The sequence below is a fragment of the Pseudomonas nitroreducens NBRC 12694 genome (assembly GCF_002091755.1).
GTDB lineage: Bacteria > Pseudomonadota > Gammaproteobacteria > Pseudomonadales > Pseudomonadaceae > Pseudomonas > Pseudomonas nitroreducens.
The window spans coordinates 266,220-284,036 of record NZ_BDAI01000002.1; the positions used below are offsets into that span (position 1 = coordinate 266,220).

At 66.2% G+C, this 17,817-nt stretch carries 15 protein-coding genes; 13 read left to right on the forward strand and 2 right to left on the reverse strand.

Annotated elements, in window-relative coordinates; all coding sequences use genetic code 11:
* Position 1 precedes the first annotated feature (1 nt).
* The 8 genes from PNI01S_RS07110 to PNI01S_RS07145 all read left to right on the forward strand — a co-directional run bounded on the left by PNI01S_RS07110 (position 2) and on the right by PNI01S_RS07145 (position 7,456).
* Positions 2–961: an HlyD family secretion protein gene (locus tag PNI01S_RS07110; RefSeq protein ID WP_024762746.1), complete on the forward strand. Its 960-nt coding sequence runs from the start codon at positions 2–4 to the stop codon at positions 959–961.
* 194 nt (positions 962–1,155) lie between these two features.
* Positions 1,156–2,136, forward strand: a complete 981-nt coding sequence (locus PNI01S_RS07115) for a quinone oxidoreductase family protein (RefSeq protein WP_024762747.1) — start codon at positions 1,156–1,158, stop codon at positions 2,134–2,136.
* A 10-nt stretch (positions 2,137–2,146) separates the two neighbouring features.
* Positions 2,147–2,995, forward strand: a complete 849-nt coding sequence (locus tag PNI01S_RS07120) for a TauD/TfdA dioxygenase family protein (RefSeq protein ID WP_024762748.1) — start codon at positions 2,147–2,149, stop codon at positions 2,993–2,995.
* Between the two features lie 34 nt (positions 2,996–3,029).
* The gene (locus PNI01S_RS07125; RefSeq protein WP_024762749.1) at positions 3,030–4,082 is read left to right on the forward strand and encodes a beta-keto acid cleavage family enzyme; all 1,053 of its coding nucleotides are present in this window, start codon (positions 3,030–3,032) and stop codon (positions 4,080–4,082) included.
* Between the two features lie 89 nt (positions 4,083–4,171).
* Positions 4,172–5,461 (forward strand): MFS transporter, encoded by a 1,290-nt coding sequence (locus PNI01S_RS07130; protein WP_084357692.1) that lies wholly within the window; start codon positions 4,172–4,174, stop codon positions 5,459–5,461.
* Positions 5,461–6,126, forward strand: a complete 666-nt coding sequence (locus PNI01S_RS07135) for a DsbA family protein (protein WP_065086620.1) — start codon at positions 5,461–5,463, stop codon at positions 6,124–6,126. Before PNI01S_RS07130 ends, PNI01S_RS07135 begins: the two co-directional genes overlap by 1 nt.
* Complete coding sequence (locus PNI01S_RS07140) at positions 6,123–6,449, forward strand: Rieske (2Fe-2S) protein (RefSeq protein WP_065086621.1); 327 nt, start codon at positions 6,123–6,125, stop codon at positions 6,447–6,449. Before PNI01S_RS07135 ends, PNI01S_RS07140 begins: the two co-directional genes overlap by 4 nt.
* Positions 6,446–7,456, forward strand: a complete 1,011-nt coding sequence (locus PNI01S_RS07145) for a YeiH family protein (protein WP_065086622.1) — start codon at positions 6,446–6,448, stop codon at positions 7,454–7,456. The genes PNI01S_RS07140 and PNI01S_RS07145 overlap by 4 nt, the downstream gene beginning before the upstream one ends.
* Positions 7,457–7,690: 234 nt before the next feature.
* Here PNI01S_RS07145 and PNI01S_RS07150 read toward each other — a convergent pair whose 3' ends face one another.
* The gene (locus PNI01S_RS07150; RefSeq protein WP_051445555.1) at positions 7,691–8,695 is read right to left on the reverse strand and encodes an AraC family transcriptional regulator; all 1,005 of its coding nucleotides are present in this window, start codon (positions 8,693–8,695) and stop codon (positions 7,691–7,693) included.
* Positions 8,696–9,072: 377 nt separating this feature from the next.
* Here PNI01S_RS07150 and PNI01S_RS07155 point away from each other — a divergent pair, with 377 nt between their 5' ends.
* From PNI01S_RS07155 to PNI01S_RS07175, 5 genes are all read left to right on the forward strand, one after another.
* On the forward strand, positions 9,073–9,606 hold the full coding sequence (locus tag PNI01S_RS07155) for an RBBP9/YdeN family alpha/beta hydrolase (RefSeq protein ID WP_065086636.1): 534 nt from the start codon (positions 9,073–9,075) through the stop codon (positions 9,604–9,606).
* A gap of 154 nt (positions 9,607–9,760) precedes the next feature.
* Complete coding sequence (locus PNI01S_RS07160) at positions 9,761–11,608, forward strand: DUF1302 domain-containing protein (RefSeq protein ID WP_084357693.1); 1,848 nt, start codon at positions 9,761–9,763, stop codon at positions 11,606–11,608.
* Between the two features lie 41 nt (positions 11,609–11,649).
* Positions 11,650–13,008 (forward strand): DUF1329 domain-containing protein, encoded by a 1,359-nt coding sequence (locus PNI01S_RS07165; protein WP_084357694.1) that lies wholly within the window; start codon positions 11,650–11,652, stop codon positions 13,006–13,008.
* A gap of 55 nt (positions 13,009–13,063) precedes the next feature.
* Entirely contained in the window at positions 13,064–14,140 is a 1,077-nt protein-coding gene (locus tag PNI01S_RS07170) for a WD40/YVTN/BNR-like repeat-containing protein (protein ID WP_084357695.1), read from the forward strand.
* A gap of 44 nt (positions 14,141–14,184) precedes the next feature.
* Entirely contained in the window at positions 14,185–16,620 is a 2,436-nt protein-coding gene (locus PNI01S_RS07175; protein WP_084357696.1) for an efflux RND transporter permease subunit, read from the forward strand.
* Positions 16,621–16,777: 157 nt separating this feature from the next.
* Here the strand turns inward: PNI01S_RS07175 and PNI01S_RS07180 are convergent, their stop codons facing one another.
* Positions 16,778–17,647 (reverse strand): LysR substrate-binding domain-containing protein, encoded by an 870-nt coding sequence (locus PNI01S_RS07180; RefSeq protein WP_045207678.1) that lies wholly within the window; start codon positions 17,645–17,647, stop codon positions 16,778–16,780.
* Positions 17,648–17,817 lie beyond the last annotated feature (170 nt).

Genomic DNA, 17,817 nt, shown 5'->3' on the forward strand with positions numbered 1-17,817 from the left:
CATGGACCTGTTGCTGATCCTGACTTACACCGCGATCTGCATCGCCATCTTCAAGATCTTCCGCATCCCGCTGAACAAGTGGACAGTGCCTACCGCCGTGCTTGGCGGCGTAGTGCTGATCGGCGCGCTGATCTTCACCATGAACTACAACCACCCGTATTCCGAGGTGGCTCGCACCTATTTCGTGACCACGCCGGTCATCCCTGTGGTGACCGGCCAGGTGATCGAGGTACCGGTGAAGGGCAACGAGATGCTCGAGAAGGGCGCCGTGCTGTTCCGCATCGACCCCAGGCCTTTCCAGCTCAAGCTGGATTCGATCAAGGCGCAACTGGTATCGGCGCGCGCCGACCAGGCCCGCGCCCGCGAGCTGGCCCTGCGCAATGTTGGCAACAAGCGTGATGTCGACCTCACCACTGCCCGCGTCGACGACCTGAACGCGCAATTGGCGCTGGCCCAGTTCAACCTCGACAACACAGTGGTGCGGGCGCCTTCACGGGGGTTCGTCACTCACGTCTCACTGCGCCCGGGAATGATGGCGACACGCCTGCCGCTACGCCCCTCGATGGTCTTCGTCCCGGACGAAGGCCAGTATTTCGTCGCCTGGATGCGCCAGAACAGCCAACTGCGCCTGACTTCCGGGGATGAGGCGGAGATTGCCTTCGACGGCATTCCCGGCAAGGTCTTCAGTGGCAAGGTCAAGCAGGTCATCGGGGTGATCGGCGAGGGCCAGGTCCAGCCTTCCGGGACCTTGCTCAGCTACACCGGCTCACCGCCGGCCGGCCGTGTGCCGGTGTTCATCGAGATCACCGACCCCGACTATGCCCAGTACGCCAGCTTGATGCCCGGTGGCTCCTACGGCCAGGCAGCGCTGTACAGCCAACATTTCCACCACGTGGCGATCATGCGCAAGATCCTCCTGCGCATGGCGGCCTGGATGAACTACATCTTCCCGTTCCACTGATCCGAACCCGCGCTGCGGCCGCCCGGCCGCAGCCGCCTTCCGTCCACCGGCGCCGCGCGCCTGTCACGAAATGAAAAGCCCCTGTCGCACGATGTGAAGCTGCCCGCCGGCCCCCTGCCTATTGTCCGCTCAAAGGCGCTTGTCCGCTCCAATCGAAAGCGCCCACGACAACAAGACAACTGGAGATTCCGGCCATGGCCAAAGCCGTTCGTTTCTATGAAACAGGGGGACCCGAAGTCCTGCGTTACGAGGATGTGGAGGTCGGCGAGCCCGGCCCGGGGCACGTGCGCATCCGCCATGTGGCGGTGGGCCTGAACTACGCCGACACCTACTTCCGCAATGGCACCTACGCCGTTCCGCTGCCCAGCGGCATGGGCGTGGAAGCCGCCGGCGTGGTGGTCGCGGTGGGCGAGGGCGTGACCAACGTCGTGCCCGGTGACCGCGTGACCTACACCGGCTTCATCAACACCCTCGGCGCCTACAGCACCGAGCGCCTGGTTCCGGCGGCGCCGCTGATCCGCCTGCCGGAGAACATCGCTTTCGAGACCGCCGCCGCCATGACCATGCGCGGCCTGACCTCGGCCTACCTGCTGCGCCGCATTCACGACTTCAAGCCGGGCCAGAGCATCCTGCTGCACGCCGCCGCCGGCGGTGTCGGGCTGATCGTCGCGCAGTGGGCGAAGCTGCTCGGTCTGCGGGTGATCGGTACCGTTTCCAGCGATGCCAAGGCCGAAGTGGCCTTCGCCCACGGCTGCGAGCAGGTCATCAACTACAGCCATGAAAGCGTCGCCGAGCGCGTGCGCGAACTCACCGACGGACGTGGCGTGGACGTGGTGTTCGACAGCGTCGGCAAGGACACCTTCATGACCTCTCTGGAGTCGCTCAAGCGCCGCGGGCTGATGGTCTGCGTCGGTACCGCGTCCGGCCCGATCCCGCCGTTCGATCCGGTGCTGCTGGCGATGAAGGGCTCGATCTTCCTCACCCGTCCGGCCCTGGCCGACTACATCGCCGACCCGGCGGAAAAGGCGGCGCTGCTGGACGAGCTGTTCACCCACGTGGGCAACGGTGACATCCGCATCGAGATCAACCAGCACTACGCACTGGAAGATGCCGTGCAAGCCCACCGCGACCTCGAGTCGCGCAAGACCACCGGCTCGTCGATCTTCGTCATCTGAGGGCGTCGCCATGCACGTAGAACGTCTGACCTGCAGCATCGGCGCCGAGATTTCAGGCGTGAACCTGGGCGATGCGTCGCGCGACGAAGGGCTGTTCGCCGAGCTGCGCGAGCTGCTGCTCAAGCACAAGGTGCTGTTCCTGCGTGACCAGGACATCAGCCGCGCCGAGCACGTCGCCTTCGCCCGTCGCTTCGGCGAGCTGGAAGACCACCCGGTGGCCGGCAGCGACCCGGAGCATCCGGGCCTGGTGCGCATCTACAAGACCCCGGACCTGCCCAACGACCGCTACGAGAACGCCTGGCACACAGACGCCACCTGGCGCGAGGCGCCGCCCCTGGGCTGCGTCCTGCGCTGCGTGGAGTGCCCGCCGGTCGGGGGCGACACCATGTGGGCGAACATGGCCTTGGCCTACGACATGCTCCCGGCTGAGATCAAGGAGCGCATTGCCAAGCTGCGCGCCCGCCACAGCATCGAAGCCAGCTTCGGTGCGGCGATGCCCATCGAGAAGCGCCTGGCACTCAAGGCCATGTACCCCGACGCGGAGCACCCGGTGGTGCGCACCCATCCCGAGACCGGCGAGAAGGTGCTGTTCGTCAATGCCTTCACCACTCACTTCAGCAACTACCACACCCCGCAGAACGTGCGCTTCGGCCAGGACGCCAACCCCGGCGCGTCCGACCTGCTGCGCTACCTGGTGAGCCAGGTGTACATCCCCGAATTCCAGGTGCGCTGGCGCTGGAAGAAGAACGACGTGGCGATCTGGGACAACCGCTGTACCCAGCACTACGCAGTGATGGACTACCCGCCCTGCGTGCGCCGCATGGAGCGCGCCGGAATCATCGGCGACAAGCCGTTCTGAGCCCTCTCGACAACAACAATTCCAGGAGACAGACATGCAATTCTTCGACGATTCGCTGCACCCCGAGAACCAGGAAAAGGTGGTCATCACTACCGCTCCCTACGGCCCGGAATGGATGCCCGAGGACTTCCCCGAAGACATCCCGGTGACCATGGACGAGCAGGTGCAGAAGGCCGTGGACTGCTACGAAGCCGGCGCCACCGTGCTCCACCTGCACGTGCGTGAGCTGGACGGCAAGGGCTCCAAGCGCCTGTCCAAGTTCAACGAGCTGATCGCAGGTGTGCGCGAAGCGGTGCCGGACATGATCATCCAGGTCGGCGGCTCGATCTCCTTCGCCCCGGAAAGCGACGGCGAAGCGGCCAAGTGGCTGTCCGACGACACCCGCCACATGCTCGCCGAGCTGACCCCCAAGCCCGATCAGGTGACGGTGGCGATCAACACCACCCAGATGAACATCATGGAGCTGCTCTATCCGGAGTACCTCAAGGGTACCTCCCTGGAAAACCCGCTCTACCAGGCGGCCTACAGCGAGATGACCGTGCCGGCCGGCCCCGCCTGGGTCGAGGAGCACCTCAAGCGCCTGCAGGCATCGGGCATCCAGCCGCACTTCCAGCTCACCGGCATGCATGCCCTGGAAACCCTCGAGCGCCTGGTTCGCAAGGGCGTCTACAAGGGCCCGCTGAACCTGACCTGGATCGGCATCGGCGGCGGTTTCGACGGCCCCAACCCGTTCAACTTCATGAACTTCGTGCACCGTGCACCGGACGGCGCCACCGTCACCGCCGAGTCGCTGCTCAAGAACGTCCTGCCGTTCAACATGATGGCGCTGGCCATGGGGCTGCACCCGCGGTGCGGCATCGAGGACACCATCATCGGCCAGCATGGCCAGCGCATGACCTCGGTCGAGCAGATCCAGCAGTGTGTCCGCGTTGCCCACGAACTGGGCCGCGAGGTCGCCAGTGGCAAGGAAGCGCGCGCCATCTACAAGATCGGCGTGCAGTACGACAGCGTCGAGGAAACCCTGCGCATGAACGGCATGGCGCCCAACCGCCAGCCGGGCCAGAAGTCCGTCCCGCAACGCGCGTGACAGGCTCCAGTGCGGGTTCTGCCAGTAACCCGCACTGGCTTTATCCAAGAACAACAAGAATCCACTGACTCCCCCGGAGAGCTAGCACCATGGCCATCCACTCCGTCGCCCTGGGCGACATCCCTGCCACCGCGCCCAGCGTGCCGCGCCGCTATGCCTGGGTGGTGTTCGCCCTGACCTTCGGCCTGCTGATCTCCGATTACATGTCGCGCCAGGTGCTCAACGCCGTGTTCCCGCTGCTCAAGGTCGAATGGGCCCTGAGTGACGCGCAGCTCGGCCTGCTCAGCGGAATCGTCGCGGTGATGGTCGGTTTGCTGACCTTCCCCCTGTCGCTGCTCGCCGACCGCTGGGGCCGCGTGCGCAGCCTGGCGCTGATGGCCATGCTGTGGAGCCTGGCGACCCTGGGCTGCGCGGTGGCGCAGAACTTCCCGCAGATGTTCGCCGCGCGCTTCTTCGTCGGCGTCGGCGAGGCCGCCTATGGCAGCGTCGGCATCGCCGTGGTGATCTCGGTATTCCCGGCGCACCTGCGCGCCACCCTGACCGGCGCTTTCATGGCTGGCGGCATGTTCGGCTCGGTGCTCGGCATGGGGCTGGGCGGCGTGCTCGCCGCGCACCTGGGCTGGCGCTGGGCCTTCGCCGGCATGGCGCTGTTCGGCCTGCTGCTGGCGCTGCTCTATCCGCTGATCGTCAGTGAGAAACGCATCGCCCCGGTCGCCGCCGCCGAAGCGCCGCGCCAGGTGGGCGGGCGTTCCCTGCGCAGCCTGTTCGGCAGCCGTTCGGTGATCGCCGCCTACCTGGGCAGTGGCCTGCAACTGTTCGTCGCTGCCGCCGTCATGGTGTGGATTCCCAGCTACCTGAACCGCTACTACCACCTGGACACCGGCAAGGCCGGACTGATCTCGGCGGTGATCGTGCTGGTCGGTGGCAGCGGCATGGTGCTCTGCGGCATCCTTTGCGACCGCCTGGGCCGCGCCAACCCGCCGCGCAAGATCATCCTCGCCATCGGCTTCTGCCTGGTCAGCTGCGTGCTGCTGTCCATCGCCTTCCACCTGTCACCGGGCACCACGCAGCTGAGTCTGATCTGCCTGGGCATGCTGGTCGCCGCCGGTACTTCCGGGCCGTCCGGCGCCATGGTCGCCAACCTCACCGCGCCGGCGGTGCATGGCACCGCCTTCGCCACCCTGACCCTGGCCAACAACTTGCTGGGCCTGGCCCCCGGCCCGCTGCTCACCGGTGTGTTGGCCGATCATATCGGCCTGGATCGCGCCTTCCAGCTCATCCCGCTGCTGAGCATCCTCGCCGCGCTGGTGTTCATCTATGCCCGCCGCCACTACCACAACGACATGCGCCGCCTGCGCGGTGAAGAGGAGGGCGCCTGATGCCGACTCTGAACCTGGAAATGACCTTCGACTTCATCTGTCCCTGGTGCCTGATCGGCAAGCGCAACCTCGACGCCGCGTTGCGACTGCTGGCACGCCAGCGTCCGGAGCTGAACGTGCGGGTGAGCTGGCTCGGCCTGCAGCTGCTGCCGCAGATTGCCATGGAGGGCGAGCCCTTTGCCGAGTTCTACCAGCGCCGCCTGGGCGGCAAGCGTGCGGTGAAGGCACGCATGGGCGAGGTGCGGCGGGCGGCGGAGGGCGCGAAGGTTGATCTTGACCTCGAACGCATCCTCACCATGCCCAACACCACCTATGCGCACCGGGTATTCCAGCGCGCGGTGCACGTGGGCAGCGACAACCAGAAGGAACAGTTGCTGGAGATGATCTTTCGCGCGCACTTCCAGCTCGGCCAGGACATCGGCCAGCGCGATACCCTGCGCCGCCTGCTGCGCGCCTGCGATTTCAACGTGGTCGACTTCGACGACGCGCTGGCCGATGGCGCGCGGCAGTTCATCGGCCGCCGCGTGGCCCTGGCCGACTCCAGCGTGCCGATGTTCCTCCTCGAGGGCCGCGCGTTCGCCCTCGGCGGGCAGAGCCCGGAACAGCTGCTGGCGGCGCTCTATCGTGCGCTGGAACGGCAGTTCCCGGAGGCGATTCCGGCATGAGCGGTGTGGTCCGTATTCCCGCTGAACGCCTGCCGGCGCGCGGCGGCAGAAGCCTGTTCCATCATGAGAACGGCATCTTCCTGTTGTTCGATATCGACGGTGAGCTGCATGCCATCGAAGACAGCTGCCCCCACGCCGGCGCGTCGCTGTTCAGCGGGCGCCTGGATGGCCCCTGGTTGCAGTGCCCGGCCCATGGCCTGCGCTTCGACCTGGCCACGGGTTGCCCGGCGGGCATCAAGGGTTTCGGCCTGCGCCGGCACGGGATTTCCTGGATTGCCGGCGAGTGTCATGTGGTGATCGCCGATCAGGAGGTGCCTGCATGACCGTGCTGACGATTTCCGCACTTGGCACGCGCAGCCGCACGCTGCTGCCGGGCCTGCTGGTCAGCGCCATGGTGGCGGCGGCCGCGACCTTCCTCTCCGAACACTACGGCGCGCCGGTGATGCTCTTCGCGTTGCTGCTCGGCCTGGCGATGAATTTCCTCGCGGCCGACAGCGTGTGCAAGGCCGGCATCGAATTCACCGCCCGTGAAATCCTGCGCCTGGGCGTGGCGCTGCTCGGTATCCGTATCACCTTCGGGCAGATCGCCGAACTGGGCTGGCAGCCGGTGGTCATGGTGGTGGTGCTGGTGACGGTGACGATCCTGGTTTCCATTGCGGCGGCGCGCGCCATGGGCTTCAACTTCCTCTTCGGCCTGCTCACCGGTGGCGCCACCGCCATCTGCGGCGCCTCGGCGGCCCTGGCGCTGGCCGCGGCGCTGCCGGCGCACACGCAGAAGGAAAAGGCCACGCTGTTCACCGTGCTTGGCGTGTCGGCATTGTCGACCCTGGCGATGATCCTCTACCCGATGATCGTCCGTGCACTGGGCCTGCCGCCACTGCAGGCGGGGATCTTCCTCGGCGGCACCATCCATGACGTGGCCCAGGTGGTCGGCGCCGGTTACAGCATCTCGAAGGAAGTCGGTGACAGTGCCACGGTAGTCAAGCTGATGCGTGTGGCCATGCTGCTGCCGGTGATCCTCTGCGCGGCGATGATCACCCGCGCCCGCGGCGTAGAACCGGGCGACAAACGTCCGCCGCTGTTGCCGTGGTTTGCCGTGGGCTTCGTGCTGCTGGCGGCGGTGAACAGCACCGGCTATCTGCCGTCGATGCTGGTAGAGGCCGGCGGGAAGCTGTCGCAGTGGTGCCTGGTGATTTCCATCGCGGCGCTGGGCATGAAGACCCAGCTCAAGGCTTTGGCGACGGTGGGGGTGAAGCCGATCCTGCTGATGGTGGGGGAGACGGTGTTCCTGGCCCTGTTGGTGTTGGGGATGTTGAAGGTCGCGGGGTGAGCCGATCCGCCCTACGTACTTTGCTCTTGAAGATTTCCAGAGAAACTTCCGCGTACGCCGAGGCCTCCTGAACGGGGCGTTCGAAGCGCGCTGACGTTTATCTGGAAGTCTTGCAAAGCCAAAGCCAAAGCCAAAGCCAAAGCCAAAGCCAAAGCCAAAGCCAAAGCCAGGGCGTGCTCTTGCAGGAGCGAGCTTGCTCGCGAACCGCACGGCACCGTTCCCCTCAGGGAAAAATTACTCCCCCTCCCGCCCCAGATGCTCCTTGCGCCACGCCGCCGGCGACATCCCGTACTGCACGGCGAACCAGCGGGTGAAGGAGCTGGGCATCGAATACCCCAGCAAATCCGCGATGCGCCCCAGCGAATAGCGCGGGTTCTCCATGTAGCGCAGCACCAGCTCGCGGCGGACCTCGTTGATCAGGTCGGAGAAGGTCACCCCGTTGTCTTCCAGGCGCCGTTGCAGCGTGCGCACGTTCAACCCCAGCGACTGGGCGATCTGCTCGATGGTCGCGCGGCCCATGGGCAGCAGCAGGTAGATGGACTTGCGCACCTCGTTCAGCGTGCTGCCGTCGGTGGCGCCGGGCAGGGAGTCGACGAAGCTGCGCGCATGCCGGGCCATGGCCGGGTCGGCCATGGGGTTGGCGGCGTCCAGGTCGGCGGCGGGGATGACGATGCCGTTGAACTCGCTGCCGAACTCGATCTTGCAGCCGAACAGCCGGCGGTGCACCTGCAGGTCCGCCGGGGCGTCGTGGCTGAAGTTGACGCTGATCGGTCGCCAGTGCGGGCCGAGGAGGGCGGCGCAGAGGCGGTAGAGGGTGCCCAGGGCCAGCTCCAGGCCCTGGCGCATGGGCATTGGCGGTACGGTGAGGAGCTCCTCGCGCAGGATCGCCATCTTGCCTTCCTGGTCGACGTACAGCGCCAGGGATTCGTTGAGCAGGTGCCGATAGCGAATGATGGTATCCATCGCCTCGCGCAGCGTCGCCTGGTGCGACAACAGCAGGCTGATCACGCCAAAGTCGGCGAGCTGGCGCGATTCGGCCATGCGCAGGCCGAAGGTTTCGCAGCCGCTGATGCGCGCCGACTCTTCCAGCAGGGTCACTGCCGTTGCAACGGGAATGCGCTGCTCCGGGTGCTCGAGCATGGATTGGGAAAGGCCCACCGCACTCAGTTGTTGCTGCGGGTTGAGGCCCAGGTGCCTGGCCACTTCCAGGTAGTTGGTGAGGGCCGCAATGCGAACCATTGGGGTCATGCGTGAATCGCCTTCTTGTTCTTGTGGTTGCTCCGTGTCGGCAGGGTTCATGGACACCTGGCGACCGGGGCGCACGCTGGCTGGGTCGATGACATCAGATTCTAGCGACAGCTGTAACCAAGCGTGTACGAAAGTTCGTGCTTCGGCCAGTGCTTCCGGCGCTCTGGAATGCACCGTACGTCCCGTAACGCACGGCCCCTGGCTCAGCGACGACATGCCGGGTGGGGGGCAGGCTGTCATCAAATGCGAAGTGCCTGACGCTCAATGCAAAGCACCGCCACCGGGGCATCTCTACTGTCTGTCCAACAAGTTCGAAATCACTGAAAGGTGAACCGGTGAACAACAATAAATCTTCCACCACCGTCCTCATGGTTCCCGGCCTGCGCGACCACGTGGCCGAGCACTGGCAGACCCTGCTCCAGCAGCGCCTGCCCAATGTTCGCAGCGTGCCGCCACTGACCGAGAACAAACTCGACCTGAACGCCCGTATCGAAGCCATTCAGTGCGAGCTTGAAGGCATCGACGGCGAGGTGATCCTGGTGGCCCACAGCGCCGGTGTGCTGATGGTCGCGCACTGGGCGGCGCGCTACAGCCGGCCGATCAAGGGCGCGCTGCTGGCAACCCCGCCGGACCTGGACGGCGACTGGCCGGCCCACTATCCCAGGCCTGCCGTGCTTGCCGAGATGGGGTGGGCACCGCTGCCGCAGCAGCCTCTGCCGTTCCCGACCCTGGTGGCGTGCAGCGACAACGATCCGCTGGCCACGCCCGATGCCGTACGGCGACTGGCCGAGGCCTGGGGCGCGAGCCTGGTAGAGCTGGGCCGTGTCGGCCACCTCAATCCCGCTTCGGGGTTCGGCGACTGGCCAGAGGCCGAAGCACTGATCCAGATGCTGGACCACTGATCCACCACACCTGACTCAACGACAACCCCCGGTTCCGGCGTTCGCGCCGGGGCAGGCCCTCGTGCGCCCCGGCGCACGCTCTTCCAGAGCAAAGAAGGGGCTGCGGGACGGGCCCGGAAAGCGTCCCGACCACAACAAGAAACGGAGCACACGCATGCATCACCAGAGCAATCCGAATCGTCCCCTGCAGCGCTGCCTGCTGGCGACCGCAGTCCTCGCCGCCATGGCTGGCCAGCCCCTGCAGGCCTTCGAACTGGACACCGGCAACCCGGACCTGTCGATCCGCTTCGACAACACCGTCAAGCTCAGCTACGGGCAACGGGTCGAGTCGCCCAACAGCAAGATCGCCGGCACCGCCAACACCAACGACGGCGACCGCAACTTCTCCTCCGGCACCCCGGTGACCCAGCGCTTCGACCTGCTCAGCGAACTGGACTTCGTCTACCGCGACAGCATGGGCTTCCGCCTCAGCGCCGCCGGCTGGTACGACCATGCCTACGATGATGTCGGTTCCGACAACCCGTTCCCCGGCCAGAAGGGCAACGCCGGCCACCTGGTCAGCCGCAACGGCACGGTAATCGCCCCGCGTGGCGCGCAGCCGGCCACCCACGGCCTGAGCACCTTCGCCGACCGTTACTACAACGGTCCATCGGGCGAGCTGCTCGATGCCTTCGTCTTCGCCAGCCACCAGGTCGGCGACGACATGCAGCTCAGCGGCAAGCTCGGCCGCCATACCATCTACTGGGGCGAGACGCTGTTCAGCGCCGCCAACGGCATCAACTACGGCCAGTCGGCCCTGGACCTGGGCAAGCTCTACAACGTACCGGGCACCGAGGCGAAAGAGCTGTTCATGCCGCGCAACCAGCTGTCCGCCTCGCTGACGGTAAACCCCGAGCTGACCCTGGCCGCGCAGTACTTCCTCGAGTTCGAGAACTCGCGCTTCCCCGAAGGCGGCACCTACATGGGCCCCTACGACATGCTCAACGACGGCGGCAACGTCTTCTGGCTGCCGCTGCCGGCGCAGAATGCTTTCTACGCCGCGCCCCGCGGACACGACCGCGAACCGAACAACACCGGCGACTTCGGCCTGATGGCCAAGTGGAGCCCGGAGTGGCTCGACGGCACCCTGGGCTTCTACTACCGCAAGACCTCGGACACCCTGCCGGCGGTACTCATCGACGCACCGAACCTGCACAAGCCCGGCCTCGCCGGCCTGCAGGGGATGAACTACATCACTGCCTACGCCGACGACATCGATATCTACGGCATCAGCCTGTCCAAGGAAATCGCCGGCGTGAGCGTCGGCATGGACCTGAACTACCGCGAGAACATGCCGCTGGCGAGCAACTTCACCACCGTCAACTCGACCCTCTACGCGGCCGCCAAGCGCGGCGCGGTCAATGGCGCCAACCTGATCGGCGAGCTGCCCAGCGACGGCGACACGGGCCTTGCCCGAGGCAAGACTTTCCACCTCGTGCTCAACGGCCTGGTGACCTTCGGCGCCACTCCGCTGTGGGACGCCTCGTCGCTAGCGGTGGAAGGCACCCTGACGCACCTGATCGACGTCACCGAAGGCGAGCAGACCTTCAAGGGCGACTCCAGCTACCACGGTGTCGACAAGGTCACCACCAACGCCTACGCCATGTCGGCCAACTTCACTCCGACCTGGTACCAGGCTTTCCCCGGCGTCGACCTGTCCATGCCCATGTCCTACAACGTCGGCCTGCACGGCAACTCGGCGGTGCAACTGGGCGGCAACGAGGACGCCGGCAGCTACTCCGTTGGCGTGGCCGCGGACTTCCACCAGAAGTACCGCCTGGACCTGAAATACGTTGACGCCTTCGGCCCCTTCGATACCTGCGAGAGCGGCCGCGACAACAACACCCCCGGCGCCAACGGCCAGTACCAGTGCATCCCCGGCCAGATCACCTCGCAAGGCGGCCTCGCGCCCCTGCTGAAGGACCGCGGCATGGTCACCGCCTCCCTGAAGGCCACCTTCTGATTTCACGTAAGGCTTCGCTCTCGAAGCAGGAGAAACCCAGCATGAAATTCAAACCCACCCTGATCGCCACCGCCCTCGGCCTGACCCTCTGCGGTCTGGCCCAGGCCGCTGTCTCCCCGCAGGACGCTGCCCAGCTGGGCAGCACCCTGACCCTGGTCGGCGCCGAGAAAGCCGCCAGCAGCGACGGCTCGATTCCCGCCTACGCCGGCGGTCTGACCAACGCCCCGGCCGGCTTCAAGGCCGGCGATTCCATGCGCCCGGACCCATTCGCCGGCGAGAAGCCGCTGCTGGTGATCGATGGCAAGAACGTCGAGCAGTACAAGAACCAGCTGTCGGCCACCACCGTCGAGCTGGCCAAGCGTTATCCGACCTTCCGCGTCGACGTCTATCCGACCCACCGTAGCGCCGCGCTGCCGGATACCGTGCTGGAAAACAGCAAGAAGAACGCCGTCACCGCGCAGTCCCTGGAAGGCGGCACGGCCATCGACAACGCGCTGCCGGGCGTGCCGTTCCCGATTCCGCAGACTGGCGCGGAAGCCATGTGGAACTTCCTGCTGCGCTACCAGGGCGTGAACATCAAGGCCAAGTACGACTCCTGGAACGTCGACGCCTCGGGCAGCGCGAACCTTGCCACCACCGGCCAGGCCTTCATCAACTACCCGGTGTACGAAGACCTCACCCAGCCGGTGAAAGGCTCCGAGGTCTACTACCAGATGAAGCTGTACTACAGCGGCCCGGCCCGACGTGCCGGCGAGGCGATGATGCTCAAGGACGCCGCTAACCCGCTGCAGCAGCCGCGCCGCGCCTGGCAGTACCTGCCCGGCCAGCGTCGCGTGAAGCTCGCGCCGAACCTCGCCTACGACACGCCGAACCCCGGCATGGCCGGCGCCGGCACCTACGACGACGTGTTCGTCTTCAACGGCGCGCTGGACCGCTACGACTGGAAGCTGGTGGGCAAGCAGGAAATGATCGTGCCCTACAACACCTACCGCCTGACCTATGCCAGCGACATCAAGCCGGTAGTCACGCCCAACCACCTCTCACCCGACTACGTGCGTTGGGAGAAGCACCGCGTGTGGGTCGTCGAAGGCACGCTGAAATCCGGCGCGCGGCACATCTACGCCAAGCGTCGCTTCTACCTCGACGAAGACAGCTGGGTGGCCCTGGCTTCCGACCAATATGACGCTCGCGGCCAGCTCTATCGCGGCTCCTTCGCCTTCCTCAGCCAGAGCTACGACAAGCGCATCCCGGACGCGACGCCGTTCATGATCTACGACCTGACTGCCGGCTCCTACAACATCAACGGCGTCGTCGGCCCGTATGGCGGCATCAGCTACATCGACCCGCTGGCCAAGACCCAGTGGTCCCCCGAGGCGCTGGCCGGTAGCGGTATTCGCTGACGAAAGAAGTGGCGGCTCCCCCGGAGCCGCCGCTGCTCTACCCGAGGAAAGCTCCATGCAGATCCCCTTCAAGCGCCTGTTATTCCTGGGCGCGTTGCTGCTGGCGGGCGGCGTCCAGGCTGGCGAACAGGCTGATGGTTTCGTCGACGTGCTCGACCTGCCGGCGGCCTACAGCAACGCACCGAGCCGCGTACCGCTGCTGGCCGTCACCCGTGCCGGCAACAGGCTGGTGAGCGTCGGCCAGCGCGGCCATATCCTGTACTCCGACGACGGCGGCAGCCACTGGCGCCAGGCCGAAGTGCCGGTCAGCTCGGACCTGACTGCCGTCTACTTTCCGACGCCGAACGAGGGTTGGGCCGTGGGCCACGATGGCGTGGTGCTGCACAGCGCCGACGGTGGCATCCACTGGGAGCGCCAGCTCGATGGCCGGCAGATCGGCCAGCTGATGCTCGACTACTACGCCGCCCATCCGCAGCCGGACAACGCTACCTGGCTGGAGCAGGCGCGGCGATTCAAGGAGGAGGGCGCCGACAAGCCGTTCCTCGACCTGTGGTTCCGCGATGCCAATGAAGGCTTCGTGGTCGGTGCCTTCAACCTGATCCTGCATACCCGCGACGGCGGGCGCACCTGGGAGCCCTGGAACCATCGCATCGACAACCCCCAGGCGTTGCACCTGACCGCCATCGCGGCCAGCGGCGATGACCTGTTCATCGTCGGCGAGCAGGGCCTGTTGCTGCGCCTTTCCCACCAGCAGGAGGGCCAGCAGGAACGCTTCGTCGCCCTGCCATCGCCCTATGCCGGCAGCTTCTTCGGCGTGGTCGCGCAGCCTGGCCTGGTGTTCGCCTACGGCCTGCGCGGGCACGCGGTGCGCAGTGTCGACGGTGGAGAGAGCTGGAGCGCGGTCGACACCGGCCTGCCGGTGAGCCTGACCGCCGCCAGCTTCGACGCCAGCGGCCGGCTGTACCTGTTCAGCCAGGCTGGCCAGGGGCTGGTCAGCGATGACCGCGGTGTCAGCTTCAAACCGCTGGAACTGGCCGAGCGCCTGCCCGTCAGCGGCGCCGTGGCCGGCCCCGGCCGCCTGCTGCTGGTCGGCACCCGCGGCGTTCGCGAGAACGCCATGCCGGTGCGCTGAGTGCGCCGGCCCTTCATAAGAACAAGAGAAAGAGAGACAGCCTGATGGTCGACCTCAAGCAAGGCGAGATGCCTGTAGTCCGCGAACTGCGGGACTTCGACGCCCACAGCGGCAACCTGCTGGAGCGCCTGGTGTTCAACCACCGTGCGCTGTTCATCGCCCTGATTGCCCTGGTCACCCTGGTGCTGGGCTACATGGCCGTGACCCGCCTGGAGATGCGCCCGGCCTTCGAGAAGATGATCCCCCACGGCGATCCCTACATCCGCAACTACCTGGACAACCGCGCCGCGCTGCGCGGCCTGGGCAACTCGGTGCGGGTGGTGGTGGAGAACCCCAACGGCGACATCTTCGACCCGGCCTACCTCTCCAGCCTGCGGCAGATCAGTGACCAGCTGTTCCTCAGCCACGGCGTCGACCGCGCCTGGATGAAGTCGCTGTGGTCGCCGGCGGTGCGCTGGACCGAGGTCACCGAGGAAGGCTTCCAGGGCGGCCCGGTGATGCCCGACGGCTACGACGGCAAGCCCGAGGCCATCGGCCAGTTGCGCCAGAACATCGCCCGCGCCGCCATCGTCGGTAGCCTGGTGGGCAACGACTTCCGCTCCAGCATGCTGGTGGTGCCGCTGCTGGACCGCGACTCGGCCACCGGCAAGGGCATCGACTACCGCGAATTCTCCCGTGCCCTCGACGAGCTGCGCCTGAAGTACGAATACCTGGGCGATGCCCGGGCCTTCGCCGCAGGCGAAGAGGGCAAGGGCGCAGTACGCCTGCACGTGATCGGCTTCGCCAAGCTGGTGGGCGACCTGATCGATGGTCTGCTGCGGGTGATGCTGTTCTTCGGCCTGGCGGTGGTCACCGCCTTCGTCATCATCGTCCTCTACACCCGCTGCCTGCGCAGCAGCCTGCTGGTGATCGGCTGCTCGCTACTGGCGGTGGTCTGGCAGCTCGGCCTGGTGGCCTGGTTGGGTTACGCGCTGGACCCGTACTCGATCCTGGTGCCGTTCCTGATCTTCGCCATCGGCGTGTCCCACGCCACCCAGAAGATGAACGGGATCATGCAGGACATCGGCCGTGGCACCCACAAGCAGGTGGCCGCGCGCAACACCTTCCGCCGCCTGTTCCTGGCCGGCGTCACCGCGCTGCTGTCGGATGCGGTGGGCTTCGCCGTGCTGATGCTGATCGACATCCCGGTGATCCAGGACCTGGCCATCGCCGCCAGCATCGGTGTGGCAGTGCTGATCTTCACGTCGCTGCTGATGATGCCGGTGGCGCTGTCCTATGTCGGTGTCAGCCAGCGTGCCGCCGAGCGCGCCCTGCGCGAGGAACGTCAGGTGGATCGCCGGCAGGGCCTCGGCAAGCTGTGGGCGCTACTGGATCACTTCACCGAGCGGCGCTGGGCGACTATCGCCCTGGCCGTGGCGGCGCTGCTCGGCGCGGGAGGGCTGCTGGTCAGCCAGCACCTGCAGATCGGCGACCTCGACGCCGGCGCGCCGGAGCTGCGCGCCGACTCGCGCTACAACCGCGACAACGCCTACATCACCAGCCATTACGCGCTCTCCAGCGACCTCTTCGCGGTAATGGTGAAGACCGCGCCGGAAGGCTGCCTGAACTACCGCACGCTGATCCTCGCCGACCGCCTCGGCTGGGCGCTGCAACAGCACGACGGTGTGCAGGCGACGACCTCGCTGGTCAACGCGGTGCGCCAGATCACCGCCGGCACCTACGAGGGCAACCCCAAGTTCGCCAGCCTGCAGCGCAACCAGGACGTGCTCAACTACGCCGCCCAGCAGGCCTCGGTGAACACCCCGGAGCTGTTCAATACCGAATGCTCGCTGATGCCGGTGATCGCCTTCCTCAAGGACCACAAGGCGCAAACCCTGGACGAAGTGGCCGGCATCGCCGAGAACTTCGCCCGCGCCAACAGCACCCCGGACCGCCAGTTCCTCCTCGCCGCCGGCAGCGCCGGCATCGAGGCGGCGACCAACCGCGTGGTGCGCGAGGCCAACCACCGCATGCTGTTCTACGTCTATGCGGCGGTCGGCATCTTCTGCCTGATCACCTTCCGCAGCTGGCGCGCAACCCTGGTCGCGCTGCTGCCGCTGGTGCTCACCTCGATTCTCTGCGAGGCGCTGATGGTGATGATGGGCATCGGCGTGAAGGTCGCCACGCTGCCGGTGATCGCCCTGGGCGTGGGGATTGGAGTGGATTACGCGCTCTACCTGCTCAGCGTGCAGCTGCAGTTGCAGCGGGCCGGGCTGCCACTGTCGGTGGCGTATCAGCAGGCGGTCGCCTTCACCGGCAAGGTGGTCGCGCTGGTTGGCGTGACCCTGGCAGCGGGTGTGATCACCTGGGCCTGGTCGCCGATCAAGTTCCAGGCGGACATGGGCATCCTGCTGACCTTCATGTTCCTCTGGAACATGCTCGGGGCGCTGATCCTGATTCCGGCGTTGTCGCATTTCCTGCTCGGTGGGCGGAAGCTCTGAGGACATAGCCGCCCGCCACAGCGGGTCTTTGTTCGCGAGCAAGCTCGCTCCTACAGGGTGCGCCATGGTGCTCTTTGTAGGAGCGAGCTTGCTCGCGAACGCCCAACGCGGGCCCTGCCGGATAGCCTCCACCCATCCTACAAGAGCATTTCGCTCCTCAATCAAACGCCGGAATCGCCTCCAGCTCGTGCAGCAACCAATCTGCGAACTCTCGCGCCAGGGCCTGGTTGCCGTGGGGCGGGATGATCAGGAAGTAGGGGTGGGGCGCTGGGAAGTCGATGTCGAACAGGCGCACCAGGCGGCCCTCGGCCAGCTCCTCGCCGGCCAGGATGTGGTCGCTGATGGTCACGCCGCCGCCGGCCAGCGCGGCGCGGATGGTCAGGTAGGCGTCGGGCAGGAAGACGTTCTGCCGCGCCTGCAGGCCGGGTACGCCGGCGGCGAGGAAGTAGCGGCTCCAGTCGAAACCATCGTCCTCGTGCAATAGCACCTGGCGCGCCAGGTCGCGCGGTTTGCGCAGGTGTTCCTGGGTGTTGAGCAGGCGGGGGCTGCATACCGGGAAGTAGCGGATGTCACCCAGCGCGGCGAAGCGCTGGCCTTCGATGTGCGTCTCGCCGAAGGAAATCACCATGTCCACCTGGCCCAGGTCGCTGCTCATCGGCAGCAGGTGCAGGGCGACTTCCTGGTAGTTGCGCAGGAATTTCTCCAGCAGCGACGACACCCGTGCCAGCAGCGCCGGGGCGCAGGCGATGCGCAGTTCGCCGGCGGGTTCCTCGCTGGGCAGGGCACGGCGGATGTCGCGCAACTGGTCGAAGGCGCTGCTGATCTGCTGGCTCAGCTGGCGCCCGGCGGCGGTCAGTTTCACGCCCTTGCCCTGGCGCTCCACCAGCGCCATGCCCAGCTCTTCTTCGAGCTTCTTCACCTGGTGGCTGACCGCCCCGTGGGTGACGTGCAGCTCCAGCGCCGCACGGCTGATGCTGCCTTGCCGGACCAGCGCCTCGAAAGCGCGCAGGGCGATGAGGGAAGGCATTCGGAACGCACTGTTCTGACGCATGGAAGACCTTTTTGTGTGAATTTGACTAACGATTCAGGTGGAAATCTATTGAATTGTCGTTAGTTAAATTTGCACAGAAGATGGCCCCAAGCCAATCCAAAAAAAGCACCAAGCCAACACCGATCAACAAGAAAAACGGCTGGAGA